This window comes from Marinobacter sp. (assembly GCF_046484525.1).
In the GTDB taxonomy this organism is placed as follows: Bacteria; Pseudomonadota; Gammaproteobacteria; order Pseudomonadales; family Oleiphilaceae; genus Marinobacter.
On record NZ_JAWOIS010000026.1, the window covers coordinates 50,881 to 72,652 of the forward strand.

The following is a 21,772-nucleotide window of genomic DNA, read 5'->3' on the forward strand; positions in this document are numbered from 1 at the left end:
GATTTAGATCTTACCCGGGAGTTAAAGCCCAAGCAGGGGTCAGATGAAAGCCTTCATCAGACCCCAAGTCCGGCGCCAGCAAAGGGGTCTGAAGAAAGCTTTCTTCTGACCCCATTTTCAGATCCAACCCCAGAGCTCCCGTCCCAGCCGGGGTCAGATGAAAGCGTTCATCAGATCCCATGTTTTGCCCCCGTGTTCACGGTTATACTCCCCACCACAAAAACTAATCATCGCGGCACACAGAAACGTAAAACCACCTGATAACTCAATTAGGGCAAACCATGAAACTTCAAGATTCCGTGATTGCAATCACCGGCTCCGGCCAGGGTCTGGGCCACGCCATGGCCGAATACCTGGCGGGCAAAGGCGCCAGAGTCGCACTGATCGACCTGATGCCTTGCACAGGGGTCTGAAGAACTCGTTCTTCTGACCCCGGCGTCTCCACCCCAACTCCCCACATGCCCCAAATTATGGAACCCACCAAACCCCAAAAAATCTGGCAAGTCGTCCACGCCATCCCCCCGGGCAAAGTGGCCAGCTACGGCCAGGTCGCCCACATGGCCGGCCTTGGCAGACAAGCCCGCTTCGTCGGCCGCGCCCTGGGGCAGTTGCCGGAAGGCCACGAGGTGCCCTGGTTTCGAGTAATTCGCAGCTCGGGTGAGATCGCGTTTCCAAAGGATTCGGAGATGTTCAGGGTTCAGGTTGGGCTGCTTGAGGCCGAGGGTGTGGACGTGGTGAATGGGCGGGTATCTATGCGGCGTTATCAGTGGCAGCCGTAACGCTGACACGAGGGGCTGGAGCAGCCACAGGGGTCTGATGAAAGCTTTCATCTGACCCCGACCTGGCACAGGGGTCTGAAGAACTTGTTCTTCTGACCCCAATTTCAGTCTAACCCCGGAGTTTTCGTCCAAGTTGGGGTCAGAAGAACAAGTTCTTCAGACCCCTGAGCAGGGACTTGACTCGATAACGGGTCAGATGGAGGCTTTCGTCAGGCCCGCACCTCAGGCTCAACCTCCACCTTCGGCGCCAACGCATCCAGCCGCTCCCCCCGGCTCATCAGGAACAGCACCAGCATAATTGCCGGAATCCCCATGATCGCGGAGATGGTAAAGAACTCCGCATACCCGAAGTCCGCCACCACAATCCCGGAGAACCCGCCAAGAAACTTCCCGGGCAAGGTCATCAGCGAACTGAACAACGCATACTGGGTCGCGGTGAACGAAGCACTGGTCATACTCGACAGCCAGGCAATCAACGCCACATTGGCGATCCCGCCGCTCAGGTTGTCGGCACTGACCACCACCGCCAAGGTATAGATGTCCGGCGGATACTGGGCCAGGAGCACAAACAGCAGGTTCGTCGCGGCCGTCATGATCGCGCCGGCCAGCAGGATCTTGCGCACTCCGTAACGCACCACTAGCACGCCACCGACCAGTGAGCCGGCGATGGTCATGAAGAAGCCGAAGATCTTGGTTACATCCGCCACCTGAGTCTTGGAGAAGCCCATGAAATCCAGGTAAAACGGATTGGCCATCACACCCATGGCGATGTCGGCAATCCTGTACACGGCCACCAGCACCAGAATCGCCACGGCCAGCTCCCGGTACCGGCGGAAGAAATCCAGGAACGGACCGGCGACTGCCGCATAGAACCAGCCGGCCAACCGGGCCAGGCGCGGGGGCAGGTGACTGCGGTTCGCCGCCTCCTGCTCAATCTTGTGGGCAATGTCCGCCGCCGCGGCGAAATGATTGACCTGCGGCTCCCGGACGATCAGCACGGTCAGCACGCCAACGCCCACCAGCGCCGCCATCACCTCATAGGACACCTGCCAGGACCAGAACTCCGCCAGATACAATGCCCCGGCCCCGGCCACCAGCAACGCCAACCGATAACCGAAAATATAAGTCGCCGCCAACGCCGCCTGCAGCCGCTCCCCGGCAATCTCGATCCGATAGGCATCGATTCCGATATCCTGGGTCGCCGAGGAAAACGCCACCAGCAGACCGCACCAGGCCAGCAGCTCGGGATTCACCGTGGCATCGACCTGGGCCATCAGGTACAGCCCGGTGGCAATTCCCGCCTGCGCCAGCAGGATCCAGCTCCGGCGCTTGCCGAATACCCGGTCCAGTATCGGCAGTTTCAGGCGGTCAACCACCGGCGCCCAGAACACCTTGATCGAGTAGGTAATCCCCAGCCAGCTGAAGAAGCCGATGGTGGCCGTCTCCACCCCCACGTCCGCCAGCCGGGCATTCAGGGTGGAAAACACCAGCAGGAACGGCAGGCCCGCCGAGAAGCCCAGGAACAGCAGCGCAATGACCTGCCATCGGGTGTAGGTATAAATCGTGTCCCGGATCAGGGCCCAACGGGTATCAAAAAGGATATGAAAATCTCCCGATCAGTCGCGGAAGTTGTTGAACTGAAGCGGAATATCCAGCTCGGCTTCCCGGAGCATGGCAATCGCTTCCTGCAGATCATCCCTCTTCTTGCCGGTCACCCGGACCTTGTCGCCCTGGATGCTGGCCTGGACCTTCATCTTCTGGTCCTTGATCATCTTCACAATCTTCTTGGCCTTGTCGGTCTCGATGCCCTGCTTGAGGGTGAAATGCTGCTTGACCAGCTTGCCGGCCTTGCTGTCGCCTTCTTCCGCCAGCGCCCGGGTATCGATGTTGCGCTTGGCAAACGCCATCCGCAGCATGTCCTTCAGCTGCTCCAGCTGGAATTCCTGCTCGGCGCTGATGGTAAGGCGCTCGCCCTCCAGCTCGATATCCGCTTCCACATTTTTGAAGTCCCACCGGTTACCCAGCTCCCGCCTGGCCTGATCCACCGCATTTGTGACTTCGTGCATATCTATTTCAGAAACTATGTCAAAAGAGGGCATGGTCGTCATTCTCCAAAATTTGGCAGAGGTATACTGGCAAAAATGTCGGGGGCTGCCGCGGCATGTCGGGGTCTGATGAAAACCTTCATCTGACCCCAGCTTGGCGGGTCACTCCAAAATGGGGTCAGAAGAAAGCGTTCTTCAGACCCCAGAGTATGGACCCGCGAGTTCAAGGCCAACCGGGGGTCTGATGAAAGCCTTCATCTGACCCCAGCTTAGCGGCAAAGTCGAAAATGGGGTCGGAAGAAGGCTTTCTTCAGACCCCAGGTGCAGAGCCCCGATTCATGCCGAGGATCATACCAAGCCCCGGCAGACACCGCATCTGACAATGGACTGGTAGAAGAAGTAGACGCTATGCCAAACCTCGACCTCCCCATTCTCGTCGTCGATGACGCGAAATTCAGCAGTATGGTGGTTGGACGCACCCTGCGAAATGCCGGTTATCGAGACATACGCGTGGCCAACAACGCCCCCGCCGCCCTCGAAATGATCGAGCAGCGGCCAGTGAGCGTGCTGATCGCCGACTGGCTGATGCCGGATTTGGACGGCCTGGCGCTCACGGATCAGGTGCGGCAGCAGGATGAGCTGACCAACCATTACACCTACGTGATCCTGCTCACCGCCCGGGAAGGGGTGCAAGCCCTGTCGGAAGCCTTTGACCGCGGCGTGGACGACTTCATCTGCAAATCGGACATGACCAAGCAGCTGATCCCTCGGATCTTCGCCGCCGACCGCATGGCCGATCGCCAGAACACCCTGCTGCAGGCCAATGCCTTGCTGATCGAAAACAACCGGGCGCTGGAATCCACCAACATCATCGACCAGGAAACCGGACTGTGTAACCACAAATACGCCCGGGACCGCCTGGACAAAACCCTGCGCCACGCCGAAGCCCGGGGCGGCGCTGCCGCTTACGTCCTTTGCGGCATCCGCAACTGGCAGGAACTGAGCCGGAAGCACCCACCGTCAGTGATGCGTGAACTGGCCACCGGCATCGCCCGCCGCCTGAAGTCCCTGGTCCGCCCCATCGACCTGCTGTGCCGCGTAGGTGACAACCAATTTGCCCTGGTTGCCTACGTTCCGAACCGCGAACACTGCACCGCCACCACCTTCCGGCGCATCTTTGACGGCATAAACCACAAGGCCCTGAAAACCTCCGTCGGCTACATCTCCGTGGAGGCGGGCATGGTTCTCTGTCGAGCCGACGCCAGTACCGGTACGCCCTCCGTGCATGACATGGAGCACACCGCCATGGAGGGCCTGATGAGTGCGTACGAGACACGGCGGTTTACCGAGATCTCGCCCAGGGCGCTGCAGGCGGGGTGACCGTACCCCAGGGGTCTGATGAAAACCTTCATCTGACCCCAACTTAGACCGCCACCCCCAAAGCTAAAAAAGGGGTCAGAAGAAAGCGTTCTTCAGACCCCGCCCCCATCTGCAACCACCCCCAGGCTAAAAAAACAATCCGTAACACTGAGACACAACTCACAAACAGACATGTCGAAAGGAAATACGTACTCTAAAACCGTGGATTCAAGCAGTATCCCCCATGGCGGAGGAGCGGTGCAGTACCTCCGCCGTCATATGGGCGATGAATTCACAGGATTAACGAATTTTTTCAGGCACTTTCGTTCTTTCCTTGTTTTCAGGCCAGCTTTTAGCTGGCCTTTTTATTTGGCCTGAGCCCCTCCCTGCTTCTCCTGTATACTCGGCATCAAACGACTACAACAAGCCGTGCCGTTAAACATGACTACTCCCGGAACCGTCTCCGTCGCAGCCCTGCGCCAATACGTCCGTGCCGCCGAAGCCTCGGGCATCGATATCCGCCCTCTCATTACCGGTGCCGGACTAGGCCCCGCCATCCTGGAAACCGATGACGGCCGCATCAACGGCGAACAGTTCCAGAGCTTTATCCGACAGCTGATCGAAGTGGCCGACAATCCCATCCTCGGCCTGGAAACCGGCGATTTCGTGCAACCCGGCTCCTACAGCGTGCTCGGCTACATCACCATGAGCTGCTCCACCCTGGGCGAAGCCATCGCCCGGATTGCCCCGTTTGAAAAGCTGGTCGGCGACATGGGCACCACCCGCCTGTCCGTGCACGGCGACACCCTGAAACTGACCTGGCACTGCAACTACGACGATCCGGTGGTGCGCCCGCACCTGGTGGATAACGTCTTCGCCTCCTGGATCAACTACGCCCACTGGCTGGCGGACGACACCACCACCGCGCCAACCGCCGTCCAGTTGCGCCGGCAATCCCCGGGCAAAGATCTGGAAATCGCCTACCAGGACCGCTGGCGCTGCTCCGTGACCTTCGAAGCTGAGGAAGACTGCATCACTCTCCCCAAAGCTCTGCTGGACACCCGCCTGCGCCAGCCCGACCCGCCGCTCCGCAAAACCCTGGAGGCCCACGCCCTCACCCAACTGGCCTCGCTGGAGACCGACAGCGACCTGACTACCCGGGTAAAACGCAGCATCCAGAAACAACTGAACCACGGCATCACCCGACAAGACCTGGTCGCCGAAGATCTCGGCCTAACCAGCCGCACCCTGCAACGAAAACTGAGCCAGGAAGGCGTGTCCTACCAGCGCCTGCTGGATGACGTACGGCAACAGATGGCAGAGGATTACCTGCGGAACACCGACATGGCGATACCGGATATCGCGCTGAGGTTGGGGTATAGCGAAACCACCTCGTTTCACCGGAAGTTCAAGGCGGTGACAGGGAAGACGCCGGGGGAGTTTCGGCGTGAGAGGTGTGAAGGTGGGGTCAGATGAACGGAGTTCATCTGACCCCGGAGTAACTCAGGGGTCTGAAGAAAACCTTCTTCTGACCCCTGGCTTGAACTCAACTCCAAAGTCAAAACATAAAAAAGGGGTCAGAAGAAGGCTTTCTTCTGACCCCGGTGCTGCAGGCTGACCCCGGCGTTGGGCGCATAACTCTGGGGTCTGATGAACTCCGTTCATCTGACCCCGTCTTCACGTCAACCTCAAAGCTTCCGGCCCTTGGAGGCAGCAATCCGCAACCTCAAAGCATTCAGTTTGATAAACCCTTCCGCATCCTTCTGATCATACGCACCCTCGTCTTCCTCAAAGGTCGCGATCTTCTCGTCGAACAGGGAATCCTCAGACTTCCGGCCAACCACGTCCACGTTGCCCTTGTACAGCTTCAGGCGAACGGTGCCGTTGACGTACTCCTGGGTATTGTCGATCAGCGCCTGCAGAGCCTCTCGCTCCGGGGACCACCAGTAACCATTGTAGATAACCTCGGCGTAGCGCGGCATGATGCTGTCTTTCAGGTGCGCCACTTCACGGTCCAGGGTGATGGACTCGATGGCACGGTGGGCACGCAGCATGATGGTGCCGCCCGGGGTTTCGTAACAGCCGCGGGACTTCATGCCCACGTAGCGGTTCTCGACAATATCGATCCGGCCGATACCATTGGCGCCAGCCACCTTGTTCAGATGCTCCAGAACCTCGTGCGGCTTCATAGCCTGGCCGTCGATGGCCACGATGTCGCCCTTCTCGTAGGTCAGCTCGATGTAGGTCGGCTTGTTCGGCGCATCCTCCGGAGCCACGCTCCAGCGCCACATGTCTTCCTCGGCTTCCGCCCAGGGATCTTCCAGGTTGATGCCTTCGTAGGAGATGTGCAGCAGGTTTGCATCCATGGAGTACGGGCTCTTGCCCTTCTTCTTCTCCACCGGAATGTTGCGCTCGTCGCAGTAGGCCATCAGCTTCTCGCGGGAGTTCAGATCCCACTCACGCCAAGGCGCAATCACCTTCACACCCGGCTTCAGCGCATAGGCACCCAGCTCGAAACGCACCTGATCGTTACCCTTGCCGGTGGCACCGTGGGAAATGGCATCCGCACCGGTCTCGTTGGCAATCTCGATCAGCCGACGGGAAATCAGCGGGCGGGCAATGGAAGTACCCAGCAGGTACTCACCTTCATAAACGGTGTTGGCGCGGAACATCGGGAACACATAGTCACGCACAAACTCCTCGCGCAGATCCTCGATGTAGATCTCCTTGACGCCCAGCGCTTCCGCCTTCGCACGCGCCGGCTCCACTTCCTCGCCCTGGCCGATGTCAGCGGTGAATGTCACCACCTCACAGTTATAGGTATCCTGCAACCACCGCACAATCACGGAAGTATCCAGGCCACCGGAATAGGCCAGAACCACCTTTTTGATATCAGACATGCCCTTGCTCCAGACTGAACAGAATGGATGTGTTGAAAAGAAGAGCGATATTGTACGGAAGTGCGGAAGGAAAGGCTATTGGGGGACGCGGGCACAGGGGTCAGAGCCCTGCCGCGGCACTGGGGTCTGATTGGGCACAGGGGGCTGATTGGGCACAGGGGTCTGATTGGGCACAGGGGTCTGATGAACACTTTCATCTGACCCCAACTTCAATCCAACTCCCAGGTAGAAGTCTAAGTTGGGGTCAGAAGAAGGCCTTCTTCAGACCCCTGTGCCCTGCTCCATTTTAATGTTAGCTCGGAGATAGAGTCTAAGTTGGGGTCAGAAGAAGGCTTTCTTCAGACCCCTGTGCCATGCCCCATTTTAATGTTGGCTCGGAGATAGAGGCTAAGTTGGTGTCAGAAGAAAGCGTTCTTCAGACCCCTGTGCCAGGCCAGACCAGGCCCCTTTGCGCCATCACACATAAGGAATCAGCGACTCCCCATAAAAATGCAACTCCTCCAGAACATGCCGTTTCTCCGGCGTCAGCGCGGGATCCGCCGCCAGCCGCTGCAGCTCCTGGGCAAAGGCCTCCAGCGACCGCCAGCCCTTCTTGGGATGCATCAGCCGCTCGGAGCGAAACTGCTCCCACCGCTCCATCTCCTCACCGATCAGGGTGCTGGGGTAATTCCGAGCCCGATACCGGAACAGCATCTCCTGCAGCCGATCATCCTCGAACCGCACCTCCTGTTCCCCCAACGTCTCCACCGGCTGGCTAAGCAGCCAGTTCAGCTTCTCCCGGTCGGTCTTGCCGATAAACCCGCCAGCATAGAGCTGTTCGTCGGGATCGGTCAGGTCACTGCCCTCAAAATCCTGGTCAAAAGCCCGGGCAATGCGAGCCGGCAAATCCGGCGCCTTGCGAAGCTTGGCCAGGTTGGCACGCAGCACATCGCCATCCAGCTCCAGCGCTTCCAGTCGCTCGGCCGAGAGCGTGGATAACATATTCGCCGGTGCCAGCACCGGGCATTTGTTCAGCTGCACGCCCTTGAGCGGAAACCGGCTCACCCCCTCCCCCAACTCCGCTTGGGAAGTAAACACCCGCTCACGAATCTGCTCGACCGTGGCGGCGATCAACTCGTCCGGGTCTTCCCGCAGATCATAAACGATCACCAGATTCTTGTTGGAAGGATGCTCCGCCAAAGGCGCCACCAGGGCACAGCAACCCCGGCTGGCGGGGTACTTGGCGGAAATATGGAACACCGGTTTCATGGTGTCGGTGTCCAGCATCTGGCGGGCCGAGTGCTTGTCCTTGTGCCGAAGCACGAAATCAAACAGCTTGGGCTGCTTCTCCTTGATCAGTTTGGCCACGGCAATGGTCGCTTCCACGTCCGACATGGCATCGTGGGCACTCTCATGGGTAATGCCATTGGCCACTGTCAGCTCCTCCAGCTTGAAACTGGGGCTGCCGTCTTCCTTCTTGGGCCAGTTGATGCCCTCGGGACGCAGTGCGTAAGTCAGCCGCACCATATCGATGATATCCCAGCGGGAATTCCCGTTCTGCCATTCCCGGGCGTAGGGATCGCGAAGGTTCCGGTACAGTGTGTGCCGGGTTACCTCATCATCAAAGCGCAGGCTGTTGTACCCCACCACACAGGTACCCGGCTGGCTGAACGCCTCGTTGATCTGCGCGATGAATTCCGCTTCAGGATACCCCGCTTCCACCGCTTTCTGGGGTGTGATCCCGGTAATCAGGCAGGCCTCCGGCGAGGGCAGGTAATCGTCCGCCGGCTTGCAGTAGATCACCAGCGGATCCTCGATAACATTCAGATCCGCATCCGTCCGAACCCCGGCAAACTGTGCAGGCCGATCATGCACCGGATCGACACCAAAGGTTTCGTAATCGTGCCAGTAGAACGAACGGATCAAGGGGAGACTCCTGGTAATTTGAATAATGACCGGAGTTTAAGATGAAGACGGGGTCAGATGAAAGCCTTCATCCGACGCCAGTGCCAAAGCCGATCTCCGAACCAGGCCCAAACTCAGGGGTCTGAAGAAAGCCTTCTTCTGACCCCATTTTCAGGCAATCCTAGAACAACCCGGTCCCCAAATCCGTCTGATGCGTCTGCAACCGAGGCACCCCTTCACCAGTCAACGTACCCATATCCACCGTCATATTGGTGGGCAGGTTAATAAACACTCCCTGCCCCGCCTGAATCACATTCGCCCCGTCGGGACTCTGCCATTCCACGCCTTCACGCTGGAAACCAATAAAGAAGTCATCGGTAAAGCCGGTCCCACCGGAACCATCATCAGCACCGACAATCAGCGAACGCAATTGGGATAAATCAGCGCATGTATCGCCGGGCACACAGGCACCATTTGCATCAGCGATACCAATCTGCGTTGCGCGCTTTGAGGTTTCGAGATTATCGGACCCGAACAGCGTCGCCTGCTGCGGGTTTCCCGAAGAGTCATTGATCATCAGGCCAATATCGCCACTGAAGGAACTGGTGTTTGAGGAAACAGACCCCCGAGCCTGCTTGAACCCCATCCGGAAGCCAGAAAGCTGACCAACCGAGTTGTCCGGGTTCACCTCATCCGGATCCACAGCAAGCTCGATATAAGGCTCATAAGCCTCGAAAGGAACGGTCTCACCGGCCTCGTAGGTCACACCGTTATACTGGGCACCGTCACCTTCGCGGGCAATGTGACCCAGCGCCACATCACTAGCGGCAAAATCCGCCCCACCGTCAACCTGGCCCACGACCGCATCATCAATATTGACCCTGGTCTCAATATCCATATTCAGGTTCATCCGGGTGAACTCATGCCCGGAAGCCGTGGTGCCCGCCGGAAGGTTCTCAATGTTCATAAAAGCCTGCCCTGTGACCTCGCCCATCGTGTCCTCGGAAATGGGCTCAAGCTCCGCCAGGGCAACGGGCGCCATACCCAGGCAGAACATGGCAAGGGCAGCGTATCCATACGCTCGCTGTTTCATAGGTTGTATCCCGGATGGTTGATTCAAGAGCCAGTTTCGACGCCCGACTCCACTGCCACCGCCGCTTATTCTTCTTTTTACCGGCGATCGCAGGCGGCCACTTTGGTTTCTTTTTGATCAGCCACGCGAGCACTATAGCCGAGAAGCGGTTGGCGCTGGTGTGCGGTTATTCACAATCGAAGGAAGCAACTGGGGGGGATCTGAAGGCAGGGTCCGATTTGGCACAGGGGTCTGATGAAAACCTTCATCTGACCCCATTTTCAGTCCAATCTCACAGCCAGAGTCCAAGACGGGGTCAGAAGAAAGCATTCTTCAGACCCCAATTCCCAAGCCCGTGACCCAGTTCACGGCCTACTACCCAATAACCCCCTAAAGTCCAGCCCAAAAGTAATCAAGCACTCACAAGGATGTGATGACATGCCCCGCACCCAACGCTTCTGCCCTGCCGGCATCCCGCAACACATCGTCCAACGCGGCAACAATCGCCAGGTCATCTTTCGCGGAAACAGCGACCAGGCCTTCTATACCAACCTCATGAAAAACTACGCGGACGAACATCGCGTCTCCCTGCATGCATGGGTGCTAATGGACAACCACGTCCATTTCCTGGCAACACCGGAAATGGATAAAAGCATTTCATTATTCATGCAGGCCATCGGCCGAAGATATGTCCGCTATTTCAACAGACGCTATGACCGCACGGGCAGTTTATGGGAAGGCCGATTCCGTTCCTGCCTGGTGGATTCAGAGAATTACTTACTCACCTGCCAACGATATATTGAAATGAACCCGGTCAATGCAGGCATGGCAGATAATCCGGAAGACTACTGGTGGTCCAGTTACCAATGCCATGGATTAGGCAAAAGCAGTGCGATGCACCAACCGCACCCGCTTTACCTGGAGCTGGATAAAAACCCGAAAGAAAGGCTGCGCCAATACCGGCAATTATTTGCCCGGCCGATGGCGGAAAAAACCAAAGAGATAATGCGGAGAACGGTAAATAGCGGGAAGGTTTTGGGCTCGGCGGGGTTTAAGAAAGAGATTGCTATGAAATACGGGATTTAAACTAATCCGGGAGTTTGATCTGAAGACGGGGTCAGATGAAGGCTTTCATCAGACCCCAATCCAAGACTCGGAATTCGGGGGGGTAACTCAGGGGTCTGAAGAAAGCTTTCTTCAGACCCCATCCTAAAACCTAACTCTGAGCCCTGATCTCAACTCAGGGGTCTGAAGAGTTTACTCTTCTGACCCCATCTTAATATCTAACTCGGAGTTATGATCTAACCTGGGGTCAGAAGAAGGCTTTCTTCAGACCCCTTGCTCTAAACCTAACTCTGATTCCTGATCCAACTCGGGGTCAGAAGAATGAATTCTTCAGACCCCTGTGCTTTACATCAGTCCTGCTGCCAGCTCTGCACAGCTTCCTTACCATACTTCCCCCGCCACTCATTCAGAGTCTTGTGGTTACCCCCACGGGTTTTAACCACTTCACCGGTATGCGGGTTCTTGTAGGTTTTCATCGGGCGCTTCGGACGACTGCCGGCGGCGGCTTCAGCTTTGGTGCCGGCAATGGACGGATCAATGGCAGAGAGAATCTGAAGCACGTCTTTCGGAGACTTGTCATACTCCTTCATCAAATTGCGAACCTTGTTTTCAAAGTCCAGCTCCTTTTTCAGGGCCTGGTCTTTTTCGAGCTGCTCCAGCTCGACCGCAAGCTTCTCCATAAGCTGTTTTTTCTGATAGTAATCGTTAATCTTTGCCATGGAATTAAAAACCTTATTTAAAGAAGGGTTTTAAAAAAAGGGAATTGACCAGAAGTCGCCAACAATAATAGACAAATAAATGTCTATTGGCAAAAAGATTTGCTTAAAACACTGTAAAATAAAAAAGCCGCCAAATGGCGGCTTTTCAGAATATACTTATGCTCGATATCAGAGCCGGAGATCGGCGTCCCCCATGGGAAGCACACCTTTCAAATCAAAAAGCACACCATGGCTCTTCATATATTGGCGAAATTCTGAACTGGCCTTTTCTGCATATTCACGATGAGGCACGGCCAGGAAAACGGCATCGTATGATGACTGCGCCGGCTTTTCAATTAATGAAATGCCATATTCATGCTGGGCTTCCTCGTTATCAGCCCAACAATCGGTCACATCCACCTGGCAACCAAAATCCTCCAGCTCGCGAATCACATCAATTACCCGAGTATTGCGCAAATCCGGACAATTCTCTTTAAAGGTAAGCCCCATCACCAACACCTTGGCGCCAGAAATCGTCTGCCCCTTCTTGATCATGGCCTTGATCAATTCTGCTGCGGCGTATGGCCCCATATTATCATTCACCCGGCGACCGGCCAGGATGATCTCGGGGTTATAACCGATCGCCTGCGCCTTATGAGTGAGGTAATACGGATCCACACCAATGCAGTGGCCACCCACCAGCCCCGGCCTGAACGGCAGAAAGTTCCACTTGGTACCAGCCGCCGCCAGCACCTCATGAGTATCGATCTTCATCCGGGCGAAGATCATGGAAAGCTCGTTCATCAGCGCAATGTTCAGATCCCGCTGGGTATTCTCGATCACCTTCGCCGCTTCCGCCACCTTGATGGAGCTGGCCTTATGGGTACCGGCGGTGATTACATCCGCGTAAAGTGCGTTCACCTCATCGGCGATCTCTGGTGTGGAACCGGAAGTCACCTTCATGATGGAGGCCACCCGGTGCTCCTTATCACCCGGATTGATCCGCTCCGGGCTGTAACCGGCGAAGAAGTCCTGATTGAACGTGAGACCGGAAACCCTCTCCAGCACCGGCACACAGACCTCTTCCGTCGCCCCCGGGAACACCGTGGATTCATAGATCACGATATCGCCACGCTTGAGCACCTTGCCCACGCTCTCGCTGGACTTGATCAGCGGCGTCAGGTCCGGCGACTTGTACTCATCAATCGGCGTCGGCACCGTGACAATGAAAATCTGGCAATCGGCAATGCCATCCAACTTATCGGTAAACGACAGCCCCTTGGCCGCCGCCAACTCCTCCCGGGACACCTCCCGGGTGAGGTCCACACCGTCCTTCAGCTCGGAAATGCGCTTGCTGTTAATATCAAAGCCCACGACCTCACGTTTCTCACCAAACGCAGCCGCCAGCGGCAAACCCACGTAGCCCAGGCCGATTACCGCGATTTTTTTCATTTATCCTCCTGATAACTAATCCACAGGGGTCTGATGAACTCCGTTCATCTGACCCCATGTTTAACCCGAACTCGTAACACAGGGGTCTGATGAAAGCCTTCATCTAACCCCAACTTAAAATCAAACCTCGGGGTCAGAAGAAAGCGTTCTTCAGACCCCTGGGGCACACCTGACCCCGGTTTCAAATCTAACTCGGGGTCAGAAGAAGGTTTTCTTCAGACCCCTGGGGAGGGCCACCCTAAAACTTCCACCCTTCGATAACATCAGCCTTCACCGGCGTATTCTTCCGAACAGCCCGGTTAACTCTTTTCCCAATCACACCATCCATAAACTTCGGCGCCAGCCCAAAACCCGGGCGGACGCTTCTGACAGATTCCGCGCTGATAACGGCCCCGGCCTCCAGATCCTCGACAAAATACAACGAACGACGAAACTGGGCGTTACCCTGCTCACTGGACTTCCGCCCATAATCCACGTTGCCCAGGGCTTTCCAGGCGGTTTTACTGTCCCGGCACAACGCGGCAAGATCGGCGGGTTCCAAAGAAAAACTGTCATCCGGGCCACCGCCGTTGCGGTTCAGGGTAAAGTGCTTTTCGATAATTGAAGCACCCAAAACCACGCTGGCAATCGCAGTGGTGTTGTCCAACGTGTGGTCTGACAACCCCGTCACGAGGCCAAAGCGCTCAATCATGTCGCCAATGGTTCGGAGGTTATAGTCCTCTGCCGGCGCGGGGTAACCACTTACACAGTGTAGGATAGCCAGTTCCTTGCAGCCTCCGTCCCTGGCCGCAGCGATGGCCTCTTCGATCTCCTCGGCGTCCGCCATGCCAGTGGAAATGATCATCGGTTTGCCGGTAGCCGCCACATAACGAATCAAGGGCAAATCGACCGCCTCAAACGATGCAATTTTGTAGGCCGGAGCATTCAAATCCTCCAGCAGGTCCACTGCAGTGGCATCGAAAGGCGAGCTGAAAACCGGAATGCCCACCTTCCTTGCATGTTCGAACAGCGGCTTATGCCACTCCCAGGGCATGTGGGCTTCTTCATAGAGCTCATAGAGCGTCCGACCGTCCCACAGCCCACCCTTGATCAGGAAATCTTCCGCATCGGAATCGAGGGTGATAGTGTCGGGGCGATAGGTCTGCAGCTTCACGGCATCCGCGCCCGCTTTAGCGGCCTCGTCAATGATCCTCAACGCCGTTTCCAGCTTGCCGTTATGGTTGGCAGAGAGTTCGGCAATAATGTAGGGGGGCTGATTTCGGGAGATTTCGCGCCCTGCAATTGCAATTTTCGGTTCACTCATCATTCAGCTCCTTAGCCTGTGCCTGCCATTCATGATCCAGCAGCCCGAAACAGACCACATCGTGGTACTCGGCCCCATCAAAATGCTGATCCCGCAAACACCCCTCCTCGGTAAAACCCAAAGCATTGTGAAACGCGATGGAGCGCTCATTGAATCCAAGCGCCTGGCCACAAATCTTGTGAAGGCAAAGTTCGCTGAACGCATATTTCAGTGCTTCTCTACCTAGTGACCGACCGGTGCCACGTTCCGCATCCGGTGAGAGATAGAAGCCCCAGTCTGCCACGGTCGGGCTGCGACCCAGAGTGATATTCGCAAAGCCACTGGCCCGGCCGCGGTGCTCGTAAATAAGCAGATGGACAGCGGGGTCGTCGCTGACCCTCGCGAACCATGCTTGATGCTCTTCCAGCCCGATTTCATGGGTGGTGTACATGTATCGACGTACGTCCGGGTGATTGCGCCAGGCAAGGACCTGCACAAGATCCGCTTCAGTCATAGGCCTGAGCTTGTGGTCTGTCATTGTGCGCCCCCGGTGATTGTCACCATGGACTCTACAACAATACTTGCCCCCTCGCCGGTAGTAACTTCGGCTGCGGCGTGACTCATGTTCCGGAGGGTTGCAGCATCACTCATTCTGGCCAATGCGGAAGGCAGCTCCGCCTGCAGCGCCTCGGGCTCACTAATCACCAATGCAGCACCCGCCCTCTCAAGTGCAGCAGCGCCTGATACCTGGTTATCCGCCAGTACTACCAGCACCGCAGGTAATCCAAGGCAGCAACGTTCCCAGGAGGTCCCCCCGGCCGCACCAATAGACACATCCGCCAGGCACATCCGTTCAGCCATATCACTGACGTTTACCTGAACGGTTGCCCTGAACGGCATCTCGGCTGCCTGCGCCCGCACCTTTGCCAGATTCGGAGCGGAAGCGCCCATAATGATATCCAGCTCCGTACCCGCAGGCAGCGGAGCCTCCACCAGAGCATCAAGAACCCGGCCGGTAACGTTGTTACGATCCACGCCACCCAGAGAAACCAGAATCCGTTTCATGCCCGGATGCTCCCGGCGCCCGAGGCTGCGCTCACGAAGGCTTGCAAACTCCGGGCGTAACAGGGCGTGCTGCGGACCGATCATGCGAACACAGTCAGCCGGTACTCTCTGATCATAGTCCGAAGCCGCACGCCCCAGATTCTGATCCAGCAACAAGCTGCACTCATGGTTCCGGTCGGCAAGGTCATCGATCACCAGAACCCGACCAACCGCCGCTGCAACGTGCCGTTCCCACCGGGCATCCAGGGCATAATGATCCACCACCAGCCAATCAGCCTCCATTGCAGACAGCACCTCGAAGGTCTGTTCTGCATCCCGCTGCCAGGGAACGCCCAGCCAACCGACATGGGCCTTGTTCATCTCGGCGGTCGGCTTCTCTTCTGCATAACGGGAACCAGCTAACAAATATAGTTCATACCCTTTCCTGGCAATCAGCTCCCCCAGATGGCCCTCATGCTCGCGGCAAATAAAAATACATTGATGCCCCTGCCGCTTGAACTCGTCCGCAAGGGTGAGGCAGCGCATCACGTGGCCAGTGCCGATCTCAATGGATGCATCCACTCGGAAGGCAACTATCATGAAGTGCCATCCTCAGCTTGCATGGCGCGGAAAAGCCACTCCGCACGAGTCCAATCCTCCGGTGTGTCAATGTCTTGAACGCGATGGCGGGGCAACTTCACCGGCACGGAGCGCTCGCCAAAGATTGCACGTTCCTGTCGCCACGCTTCCCCCCTACCCCAATAGAATTGCCCTGCATCGTGCCAGGCTTCTTCCAGGTCTTGGGAGCGGGTATTGAATTGCTCCGGATTAAACATCGCTACCCGACCACTCTCAGTAATCCGGATTGCCCGCTGAATCGGAAACGCATAGCTCGTCACCGAAAAGGCATAACTACAGGCTTCCTGTTGGATCAGCTCCCAACCCTTCCTAAGATCCTCAGCCGTTACGAATGGCGCGGTCGCATACACGCAACAGGCATAGTCAACAGCGAAATCATTCTTATCAAGCCAGTCCACAGCGTGGCGAACCACCGGCAAAGTCCCCGTGAAATCTCCTGAAAGCGATTCCGGTCGCATGAACGGAACAGTCGCATTCCATTGCCGGCCGACCTCTGCAATCTCGGCGTCATCGGTAGAAACAATAACCTTGTCAAAACACCCACTCGCCCGCGCTGCTTCAATAGACCATGCGATCATCGGCTTGCCACAAAACATCCTCACGTTCTTACGGGGAATACGCTTGCTCCCTCCACGCGCGGGGATTATTGCGACGCGGTTCATGATGAGCGCCTCTCCACTCCAACAGCGCGCTCCAACGCCCGGACAACCTCATCCTGCTGTCCTTCTTCCAGGCCATGAAACATCGGAAGACTGATGGCCTCACGGTAATAGGCCATGGCCTCGGGGAAATCCTCAGGGACAAACCCCATGGCCTCATAGTACGGCTGGGTGTGGACGGGAATGTAATGCAGGTTTACCCCGATGCCCTGCTCTCTCAGGGATTCGAATACCTGGCGGTGCGTCCTGTTGATCTTGTCCAACTGCAGACGAATGACATACAGGTGCAGCCCCGAATAGCTATCCGGATGCTGCCAGGGGATCGTCACCGGCAAATCCGCCAGCAATCGGTCATAACGTGTTGCCCGTTCGTGCCGACGCGCCACAAAATCATCCAGCCGGTCCATCTGGCTCACGCCCAGAGCCGCCTGCAGTTCGGTCATCCGGTAATTGAAACCCAGCTCCACCTGCTGGTAATACCACGGGCCGTCCGGCTCATGAGTCATCAGGTTCTGGTCGCGGGTCACGCCATGACTGCGGAGAAGATTCATCCGAGAGGCCAGATGATCATCATTGGTCAGCGCCATGCCACCCTCGGCAGTGGTAACGATCTTCACCGGATGGAAACTGAATACCGTGATATCGCTGTAACGACCGCTACCGATGAACTCGCCTTTATACTTGCCGCCAATCGCATGGGAAGCATCTTCGATAATCCGAAAGCCATAGCGCTGTCCCAGCTCATGAATGGCTGCCATGTCGCAGGACTGCCCGCACAGATGAACCGCAACCACAACCTTCGGCAACCGCCCTTCCTGCTCGGCTTGCTCCAGTTTGGCGGCCAGTGCTTTCGGGCAGAGGTTATAGGTCTGTGGGTCGATATCGACAAAATCCACGCGGGCCCCGCAATAGAGCCCACAATTGGCAGAGGCCACAAAGGTAACCGGCGAGGTCCACAACCAGTCATCAGGCCCCAGCCCGAGTGCCAGGCAGGCAATGTGCAGGGCCGACGTGGCACTGTTCACCGCCAGGGCATGCTTTGCGCCCACATGGCCCGCCACCTTCGCCTCGAACTCGGGCACCTTGGGGCCCTGGGTCAGAAAGTCCGAGTGCAGCACGTCCAGCACGGCATCAATGTCGGCCTGGGTGATCTCCTGCTTGCCGTAGGGAATCATGCTCAGATCTTTCCGATTTCATTGAAGTGGCCGTCGATCCAGGCCTGCAGCTCTTCGTCCGTCATCCATTCGGCGTTGTTGTCGCTGGAATAGACGAAGCCTTCCTCAACTTTTTTGCCGTCCTTAATCCGTTCCTCGCAGGATCCCCAGTTGTTGATGTTCGGCAGGATCTTGAAATGCTGGGGGTATTCATAGGTGAAATAGGAGTCCTCGGCACCAATCATCTGCTCATGAAGCTTCTCGCCGGGACGAATGCCGACGACCTCCTGCTCCGCCTCCGGGGCTACAACGCGGGCAAGATCCGTCACCTTCATGGACGGAATCTTCTTCACGTAGATCTCGCCACCGACCATATCCTCAAACGCATGCCAGACCAGTTCCACGCCCTGCTCCAGGGAAATCATGAAGCGGGTCATGCGCGGGTCGGTGATCGGCAGAACACCCTGCTCCTTGATGGACATGAAAAACGGAATGACAGATCCCCGCGAGCCCATCACGTTGCCATAACGCACCACGGAAAACTTGGTCTCATGGCCGCCGGAATAAGAGTTGCCAGCCACAAAGAGCTTGTCGGAGGCCAGCTTGGTGGCGCCATACAGGTTGATAGGGCTGCTCGCCTTATCCGTGGAGAGAGCGACAACGCCCTTTACACCCTTGTCGATGCAGGCATCAATCAGGTTCATCGCCCCGTTGATGTTGGTCTTGATGCACTCGAATGGATTGTATTCGGCCGTGGGAACAATCTTGGTGGCCGCAGCATGAACCACGTAATCCACGCCATCCAGGGCCCGATAAAGGCGCTCCCGGTCCCGGACATCGCCGATAAAGAAACGCATCCTGTCGTCGCCCTGAAACAGCTTGGCCATTTCCCACTGTTTCATTTCATCCCGGGAAAAAACAATAATCTTCCGGGGGTTATACCGCTCCAGCGTCATGGGAATGAATTTGTGGCCAAACGAGCCCGTTCCGCCGGTTACCAGGATGGTCTTGTCTCTGAACATATATTTTTAATCCGAAGCCGATGTTAGCCCTGTTGAAGGCGACCATTCTCAGAGATTACCTCACCGATTTCAAAGCGCCGGTATCAAAATTCGCGACGGTAGTCGCTTTGAAAGCAATTTTCCGAACGCCTTTTTGGCATCGGCATCCCCATGCACAACCCGAATCTCTCTCGGCGCCACAGGAATCCCCTCAACAAACCTCAGCAAATCACTCTGCCCCGCGTGGGCCGAATAACCACCGACCTGATGAACCCGGGCGCGAATATCGTACCGCTCACCATCCAGCTCAACCCAACCACCTCGCGGGCCAAAGGTAAGAATATCACGCCCGGGCGTACCAGCGGCCTGATAACCCACAAAGAGCACATCATTGCGCTCATCCCCAAGCATCGCCTTCAGATAATTCACCACCCGGCCACCGGCACACATGCCGGAGCCTGCCAACACCACGCAAGGCCGGTGGGACTTGGCCAGGTAGTCAACAGCGTTCAGATGGTCTTCGTGGGACTCGATCACCGTCAGTTGCTCGAAGGAAAGCGGATGCCGGCCGGATTTCACCAGTTCTTGGGCCTCGGCATCCCAGAAGGGCTTCAGGTCCCGGTAGATACGAGTGAAGTTCGCGGCAAGCGGTGAATCAACAACAATTTCGAGGCTTTCCCAATCTATCTTGGAGGCTCCAACCTCCGAGGCTGAGGCAAGCTCGGGGTCCGCCGTCAACTCGGGGTCTGATGAAAAACGCTCGCGTTTTCCATCTGACCCCATCTTCACCTCGCCCGACGCCCGGGCAATAATCCCCTCAATCTCATACAACAACTCCTGCGTCCGCCCAATACTGAACGCTGGAATCAAAACCGTCCCACCATCGGCCAGGGCATTCTCAAGCACTGCCCTCAACCGATCCCGCCGGGTCTCCCGATCCTCATGGTCGCGATCCCCATACGTACTCTCAACCACCAACCGGTCCGCCCGCTCCGGTGATTTCGGCTCGGGCAACAACGGAGAATGCGGCGCCCCGAGATCTCCGGAGAACACAATCCGCTCCTCAACATCCCCAACCCGCGCATCACATTCCACATAAGCCGACCCCAGAATATGCCCGGCCCGCTGAAGGCGCACTGAAAGCGAACACTCACCTTCACCAAACACCGAATACCACTGCCCATAAGGCACCGGCACCATACGCTCCCGAATCAGCCCCAACACCCGCTCAATCAAATTTCGATCCCGGGTAAAACCAATCTTCAGGGCGTCTTCCAGAATCTCGGGCAACATGACCGCCGAAGGCTCGGAGCAGATAATCGGCCCCTCAAACCCGGCACCCAGCAGATAGGGAATCCGGCCCACGTGATCAATGTGCACGTGAGTCACAACCAGAGCACGGATATGGTCGATGGGGAAATCAATGGTGAGGTCGGCAGCGGAAGCCTCCCGACCCTCGTCCTGGCCCTGAAACAGGCCGCAATCGATGAGGATGCCCTGCTCGGAGACCCCAGACTCAGGGGAGGTACCCAGGTCGGGGTCAGATGAAAAACGCGCGCGTTTTTCATCTGACCCCATCTTCAAACTCAATTCATGGCAAGAGCCCGTCACGCCGGACGTGGCTCCATGGTGCTTAATCTCAATCATTTCCAACATTCCCTGTCGTTAACCAGGGGTCAGAAGAAAGCTTTCTTCTGACCCCAACTTCGCTAATCACCCTAAAACGGCCAAAACACCGGAATCAGCGTCACGGCAATAACACCAACCAGCAGACTCAACGGCACGCCGATCCGCATATAATCCGTAAACCGATACCGGCCCGGGCCATAAACCATCAAATTCGTCTGATACCCCAATGGGGTGATGAAACTGGCCGAGGCTGCAAACATCACCGCCACAGCAAATGGCAAAAAACTCACCCCAAGCTGCTCCGACAGCGCCAATGCGATAGGAAACATCAGCACCGCAGCGGCGTTGTTGGTAATCACTTCCGTGAAAAATGCTGTCAGCACGTAGATCAGTACCAGCGCCAACCAAGGAGAGAATCCTTCACCATTGCCCAGCAAGGTACCCGCAATCACAGCTGCGGCCCCAGTCTCCGACATGGCATTGCCAAGAGCAAAGGAAGCCGCAATAACCACTAGCACTGGTAAATCCACGCTTCTTCTGGCTCGGCTTGCCGTGATACACCGGGAGACAATCATCGCACCGGCCGCCATAAAGGCCGCCTCCATAATACTCAGCAACCCACTGGCGCTAGCGAGCACCATCACCAGCAAAATTCCCAACGCAAGCGGTGCCTTACGAAAATCCGGGGGTGTGGAATCGTTCAGCGCGCTCACCAGCAAAAAATCCCGCCGGAACTTATACTGCTCGGCAAACTCGTGACTGGCCTCAAGCAGGAGCGTATCGCCCATCTTGAACTCGATATCACCCAGCTTCCCTGGCACACGTCGTCCCTCCCGGGAAACGGACAGAATGACCGCATTGAACCGACTACGGAAACGACTGTCCCGAACCGTCTTGTTCAGCGCCGGAAACTCCGGCCCCAAAACCACTTCCACAAGACAACGCTGGTGGTTGGCAATATCCAGCTTGTGCACATTGCCACTGGCCGGGCTCAGACCATGTATACGTCGGAGCTCACTGGCACACTCCGGTGCGCCAACGAAATACAACTTGTCACCAGCCTGTAGAGTACGATCAGGCTCCACCGCTGTAATCAAACGCCCCTGCCGA

Annotated in this window: 19 protein-coding genes and 1 pseudogene; 5 read left to right on the plus strand and 15 right to left on the minus strand. The window is 56.8% G+C overall.

The window, feature by feature from the left end; genetic code table 11:
* Nucleotides 1–281: 281 nt before the first annotated feature.
* Both R6W86_RS06140 and R6W86_RS06145 read left to right on the plus strand, forming a co-directional pair.
* Nucleotides 282–392, plus strand: a pseudogene (locus tag R6W86_RS06140) (short chain dehydrogenase); the annotation flags it as partial.
* A gap of 78 nt (nucleotides 393–470) precedes the next feature.
* Nucleotides 471–779, plus strand: a complete 309-nt coding sequence (locus R6W86_RS06145; protein ID WP_410328493.1) for an MGMT family protein — start codon at nucleotides 471–473, stop codon at nucleotides 777–779.
* 209 nt (nucleotides 780–988) lie between these two features.
* Here R6W86_RS06145 and R6W86_RS06150 read toward each other — a convergent pair whose 3' ends face one another.
* Together R6W86_RS06150 and R6W86_RS06155 are read right to left on the minus strand one after the other, a co-directional pair.
* The gene (locus R6W86_RS06150) at nucleotides 989–2,380 is read right to left on the minus strand and encodes an AmpG family muropeptide MFS transporter (protein WP_410328512.1); all 1,392 of its coding nucleotides are present in this window, start codon (nucleotides 2,378–2,380) and stop codon (nucleotides 989–991) included.
* Between the two features lie 15 nt (nucleotides 2,381–2,395).
* Complete coding sequence (locus R6W86_RS06155) at nucleotides 2,396–2,878, minus strand: YajQ family cyclic di-GMP-binding protein (RefSeq protein WP_410328494.1); 483 nt, start codon at nucleotides 2,876–2,878, stop codon at nucleotides 2,396–2,398.
* Between the two features lie 354 nt (nucleotides 2,879–3,232).
* Between R6W86_RS06155 and R6W86_RS06160 the strand changes: the two genes are divergently transcribed.
* The gene (locus tag R6W86_RS06160) at nucleotides 3,233–4,204 is read left to right on the plus strand and encodes a response regulator (RefSeq protein ID WP_410328495.1); all 972 of its coding nucleotides are present in this window, start codon (nucleotides 3,233–3,235) and stop codon (nucleotides 4,202–4,204) included.
* Between the two features lie 420 nt (nucleotides 4,205–4,624).
* The gene (locus R6W86_RS06165) at nucleotides 4,625–5,659 is read left to right on the plus strand and encodes an AraC family transcriptional regulator (RefSeq protein ID WP_410328496.1); all 1,035 of its coding nucleotides are present in this window, start codon (nucleotides 4,625–4,627) and stop codon (nucleotides 5,657–5,659) included.
* 212 nt (nucleotides 5,660–5,871) lie between these two features.
* Here R6W86_RS06165 and R6W86_RS06170 read toward each other — a convergent pair whose 3' ends face one another.
* The 3 genes from R6W86_RS06170 to R6W86_RS06180 form a co-directional block, all read right to left on the minus strand.
* Nucleotides 5,872–7,083: an argininosuccinate synthase gene (locus R6W86_RS06170; protein ID WP_410328497.1), complete on the minus strand. Its 1,212-nt coding sequence runs from the start codon at nucleotides 7,081–7,083 to the stop codon at nucleotides 5,872–5,874.
* A gap of 456 nt (nucleotides 7,084–7,539) precedes the next feature.
* The gene (sbcB, locus tag R6W86_RS06175) at nucleotides 7,540–8,988 is read right to left on the minus strand and encodes an exodeoxyribonuclease I (protein WP_410328498.1); all 1,449 of its coding nucleotides are present in this window, start codon (nucleotides 8,986–8,988) and stop codon (nucleotides 7,540–7,542) included.
* A gap of 160 nt (nucleotides 8,989–9,148) precedes the next feature.
* A complete protein-coding gene (locus R6W86_RS06180) occupies nucleotides 9,149–10,060 on the minus strand; it encodes a hypothetical protein (protein WP_410328499.1) in 912 nt (303 codons plus the stop codon).
* A 417-nt stretch (nucleotides 10,061–10,477) separates the two neighbouring features.
* On the opposite strand from R6W86_RS06180, the gene R6W86_RS06185 reads away from it, so the two are divergent.
* Nucleotides 10,478–11,125 carry a transposase gene (locus R6W86_RS06185; protein ID WP_410328500.1) on the plus strand — a complete coding sequence of 216 codons (648 nt, stop codon included), beginning with the start codon at nucleotides 10,478–10,480 and terminating at the stop codon, nucleotides 11,123–11,125.
* A 329-nt stretch (nucleotides 11,126–11,454) separates the two neighbouring features.
* Here R6W86_RS06185 and R6W86_RS06190 read toward each other — a convergent pair whose 3' ends face one another.
* The 10 genes from R6W86_RS06190 to R6W86_RS06235 form a co-directional block, all read right to left on the minus strand.
* A complete protein-coding gene (locus tag R6W86_RS06190) occupies nucleotides 11,455–11,823 on the minus strand; it encodes a histone-like nucleoid-structuring protein, MvaT/MvaU family (protein WP_410328501.1) in 369 nt (122 codons plus the stop codon).
* A 168-nt stretch (nucleotides 11,824–11,991) separates the two neighbouring features.
* Nucleotides 11,992–13,254, minus strand: a complete 1,263-nt coding sequence (tviB, locus tag R6W86_RS06195) for a Vi polysaccharide biosynthesis UDP-N-acetylglucosamine C-6 dehydrogenase TviB (RefSeq protein ID WP_410328502.1) — start codon at nucleotides 13,252–13,254, stop codon at nucleotides 11,992–11,994.
* A gap of 238 nt (nucleotides 13,255–13,492) precedes the next feature.
* Complete coding sequence (gene pseI, locus R6W86_RS06200) at nucleotides 13,493–14,557, minus strand: pseudaminic acid synthase (protein WP_410328503.1); 1,065 nt, start codon at nucleotides 14,555–14,557, stop codon at nucleotides 13,493–13,495.
* Nucleotides 14,550–15,074 carry a UDP-4-amino-4,6-dideoxy-N-acetyl-beta-L-altrosamine N-acetyltransferase gene (pseH, locus tag R6W86_RS06205; RefSeq protein WP_410328504.1) on the minus strand — a complete coding sequence of 175 codons (525 nt, stop codon included), beginning with the start codon at nucleotides 15,072–15,074 and terminating at the stop codon, nucleotides 14,550–14,552. Before pseH ends, pseI begins: the two co-directional genes overlap by 8 nt.
* Nucleotides 15,071–16,180, minus strand: a complete 1,110-nt coding sequence (gene pseG, locus R6W86_RS06210) for a UDP-2,4-diacetamido-2,4,6-trideoxy-beta-L-altropyranose hydrolase (protein ID WP_410328505.1) — start codon at nucleotides 16,178–16,180, stop codon at nucleotides 15,071–15,073. The genes pseH and pseG overlap by 4 nt, the downstream gene beginning before the upstream one ends.
* Nucleotides 16,177–16,881, minus strand: a complete 705-nt coding sequence (gene pseF, locus R6W86_RS06215; RefSeq protein WP_410328506.1) for a pseudaminic acid cytidylyltransferase — start codon at nucleotides 16,879–16,881, stop codon at nucleotides 16,177–16,179. Before pseF ends, pseG begins: the two co-directional genes overlap by 4 nt.
* On the minus strand, nucleotides 16,878–18,053 hold the full coding sequence (pseC, locus tag R6W86_RS06220; protein WP_410328507.1) for a UDP-4-amino-4,6-dideoxy-N-acetyl-beta-L-altrosamine transaminase: 1,176 nt from the start codon (nucleotides 18,051–18,053) through the stop codon (nucleotides 16,878–16,880). Before pseC ends, pseF begins: the two co-directional genes overlap by 4 nt.
* A 2-nt stretch (nucleotides 18,054–18,055) precedes the next feature.
* Complete coding sequence (gene pseB / locus R6W86_RS06225; RefSeq protein WP_410328508.1) at nucleotides 18,056–19,054, minus strand: UDP-N-acetylglucosamine 4,6-dehydratase (inverting); 999 nt, start codon at nucleotides 19,052–19,054, stop codon at nucleotides 18,056–18,058.
* A 69-nt stretch (nucleotides 19,055–19,123) separates the two neighbouring features.
* Nucleotides 19,124–20,680 carry an MBL fold metallo-hydrolase RNA specificity domain-containing protein gene (locus tag R6W86_RS06230; protein ID WP_410328509.1) on the minus strand — a complete coding sequence of 519 codons (1,557 nt, stop codon included), beginning with the start codon at nucleotides 20,678–20,680 and terminating at the stop codon, nucleotides 19,124–19,126.
* A gap of 71 nt (nucleotides 20,681–20,751) precedes the next feature.
* The coding region (locus R6W86_RS06235) for an SLC13 family permease (protein ID WP_410328510.1) at nucleotides 20,752–21,772 on the minus strand (1,021 nt) is incomplete at its 5' end.

Coding starts and splice junctions, on each gene's coding strand:
- pseH (WP_410328504.1), bottom strand. CDS start 15,074: ATGACAGACCACAAGCTCAGGCCTATGACTGAAGCGGATCTTGTGCAG.
- pseI (WP_410328503.1), bottom strand. CDS start 14,557: ATGAGTGAACCGAAAATTGCAATTGCAGGGCGCGAAATCTCCCGAAAT.
- pseB (WP_410328508.1), bottom strand. CDS start 19,054: ATGTTCAGAGACAAGACCATCCTGGTAACCGGCGGAACGGGCTCGTTT.
- pseG (WP_410328505.1), bottom strand. CDS start 16,180: ATGATAGTTGCCTTCCGAGTGGATGCATCCATTGAGATCGGCACTGGC.
- R6W86_RS06185 (WP_410328500.1), top strand. CDS start 10,478: ATGCCCCGCACCCAACGCTTCTGCCCTGCCGGCATCCCGCAACACATC.
- pseC (WP_410328507.1), bottom strand. CDS start 18,053: ATGATTCCCTACGGCAAGCAGGAGATCACCCAGGCCGACATTGATGCC.
- R6W86_RS06165 (WP_410328496.1), top strand. CDS start 4,625: ATGACTACTCCCGGAACCGTCTCCGTCGCAGCCCTGCGCCAATACGTC.
- R6W86_RS06190 (WP_410328501.1), bottom strand. CDS start 11,823: ATGGCAAAGATTAACGATTACTATCAGAAAAAACAGCTTATGGAGAAG.
- R6W86_RS06145 (WP_410328493.1), top strand. CDS start 471: ATGGAACCCACCAAACCCCAAAAAATCTGGCAAGTCGTCCACGCCATC.
- R6W86_RS06230 (WP_410328509.1), bottom strand. CDS start 20,680: ATGATTGAGATTAAGCACCATGGAGCCACGTCCGGCGTGACGGGCTCT.
- R6W86_RS06160 (WP_410328495.1), top strand. CDS start 3,233: ATGCCAAACCTCGACCTCCCCATTCTCGTCGTCGATGACGCGAAATTC.
- R6W86_RS06170 (WP_410328497.1), bottom strand. CDS start 7,083: ATGTCTGATATCAAAAAGGTGGTTCTGGCCTATTCCGGTGGCCTGGAT.
- tviB (WP_410328502.1), bottom strand. CDS start 13,254: ATGAAAAAAATCGCGGTAATCGGCCTGGGCTACGTGGGTTTGCCGCTG.
- pseF (WP_410328506.1), bottom strand. CDS start 16,881: ATGAACCGCGTCGCAATAATCCCCGCGCGTGGAGGGAGCAAGCGTATT.
- R6W86_RS06155 (WP_410328494.1), bottom strand. CDS start 2,878: ATGCCCTCTTTTGACATAGTTTCTGAAATAGATATGCACGAAGTCACA.
- R6W86_RS06180 (WP_410328499.1), bottom strand. CDS start 10,060: ATGAAACAGCGAGCGTATGGATACGCTGCCCTTGCCATGTTCTGCCTG.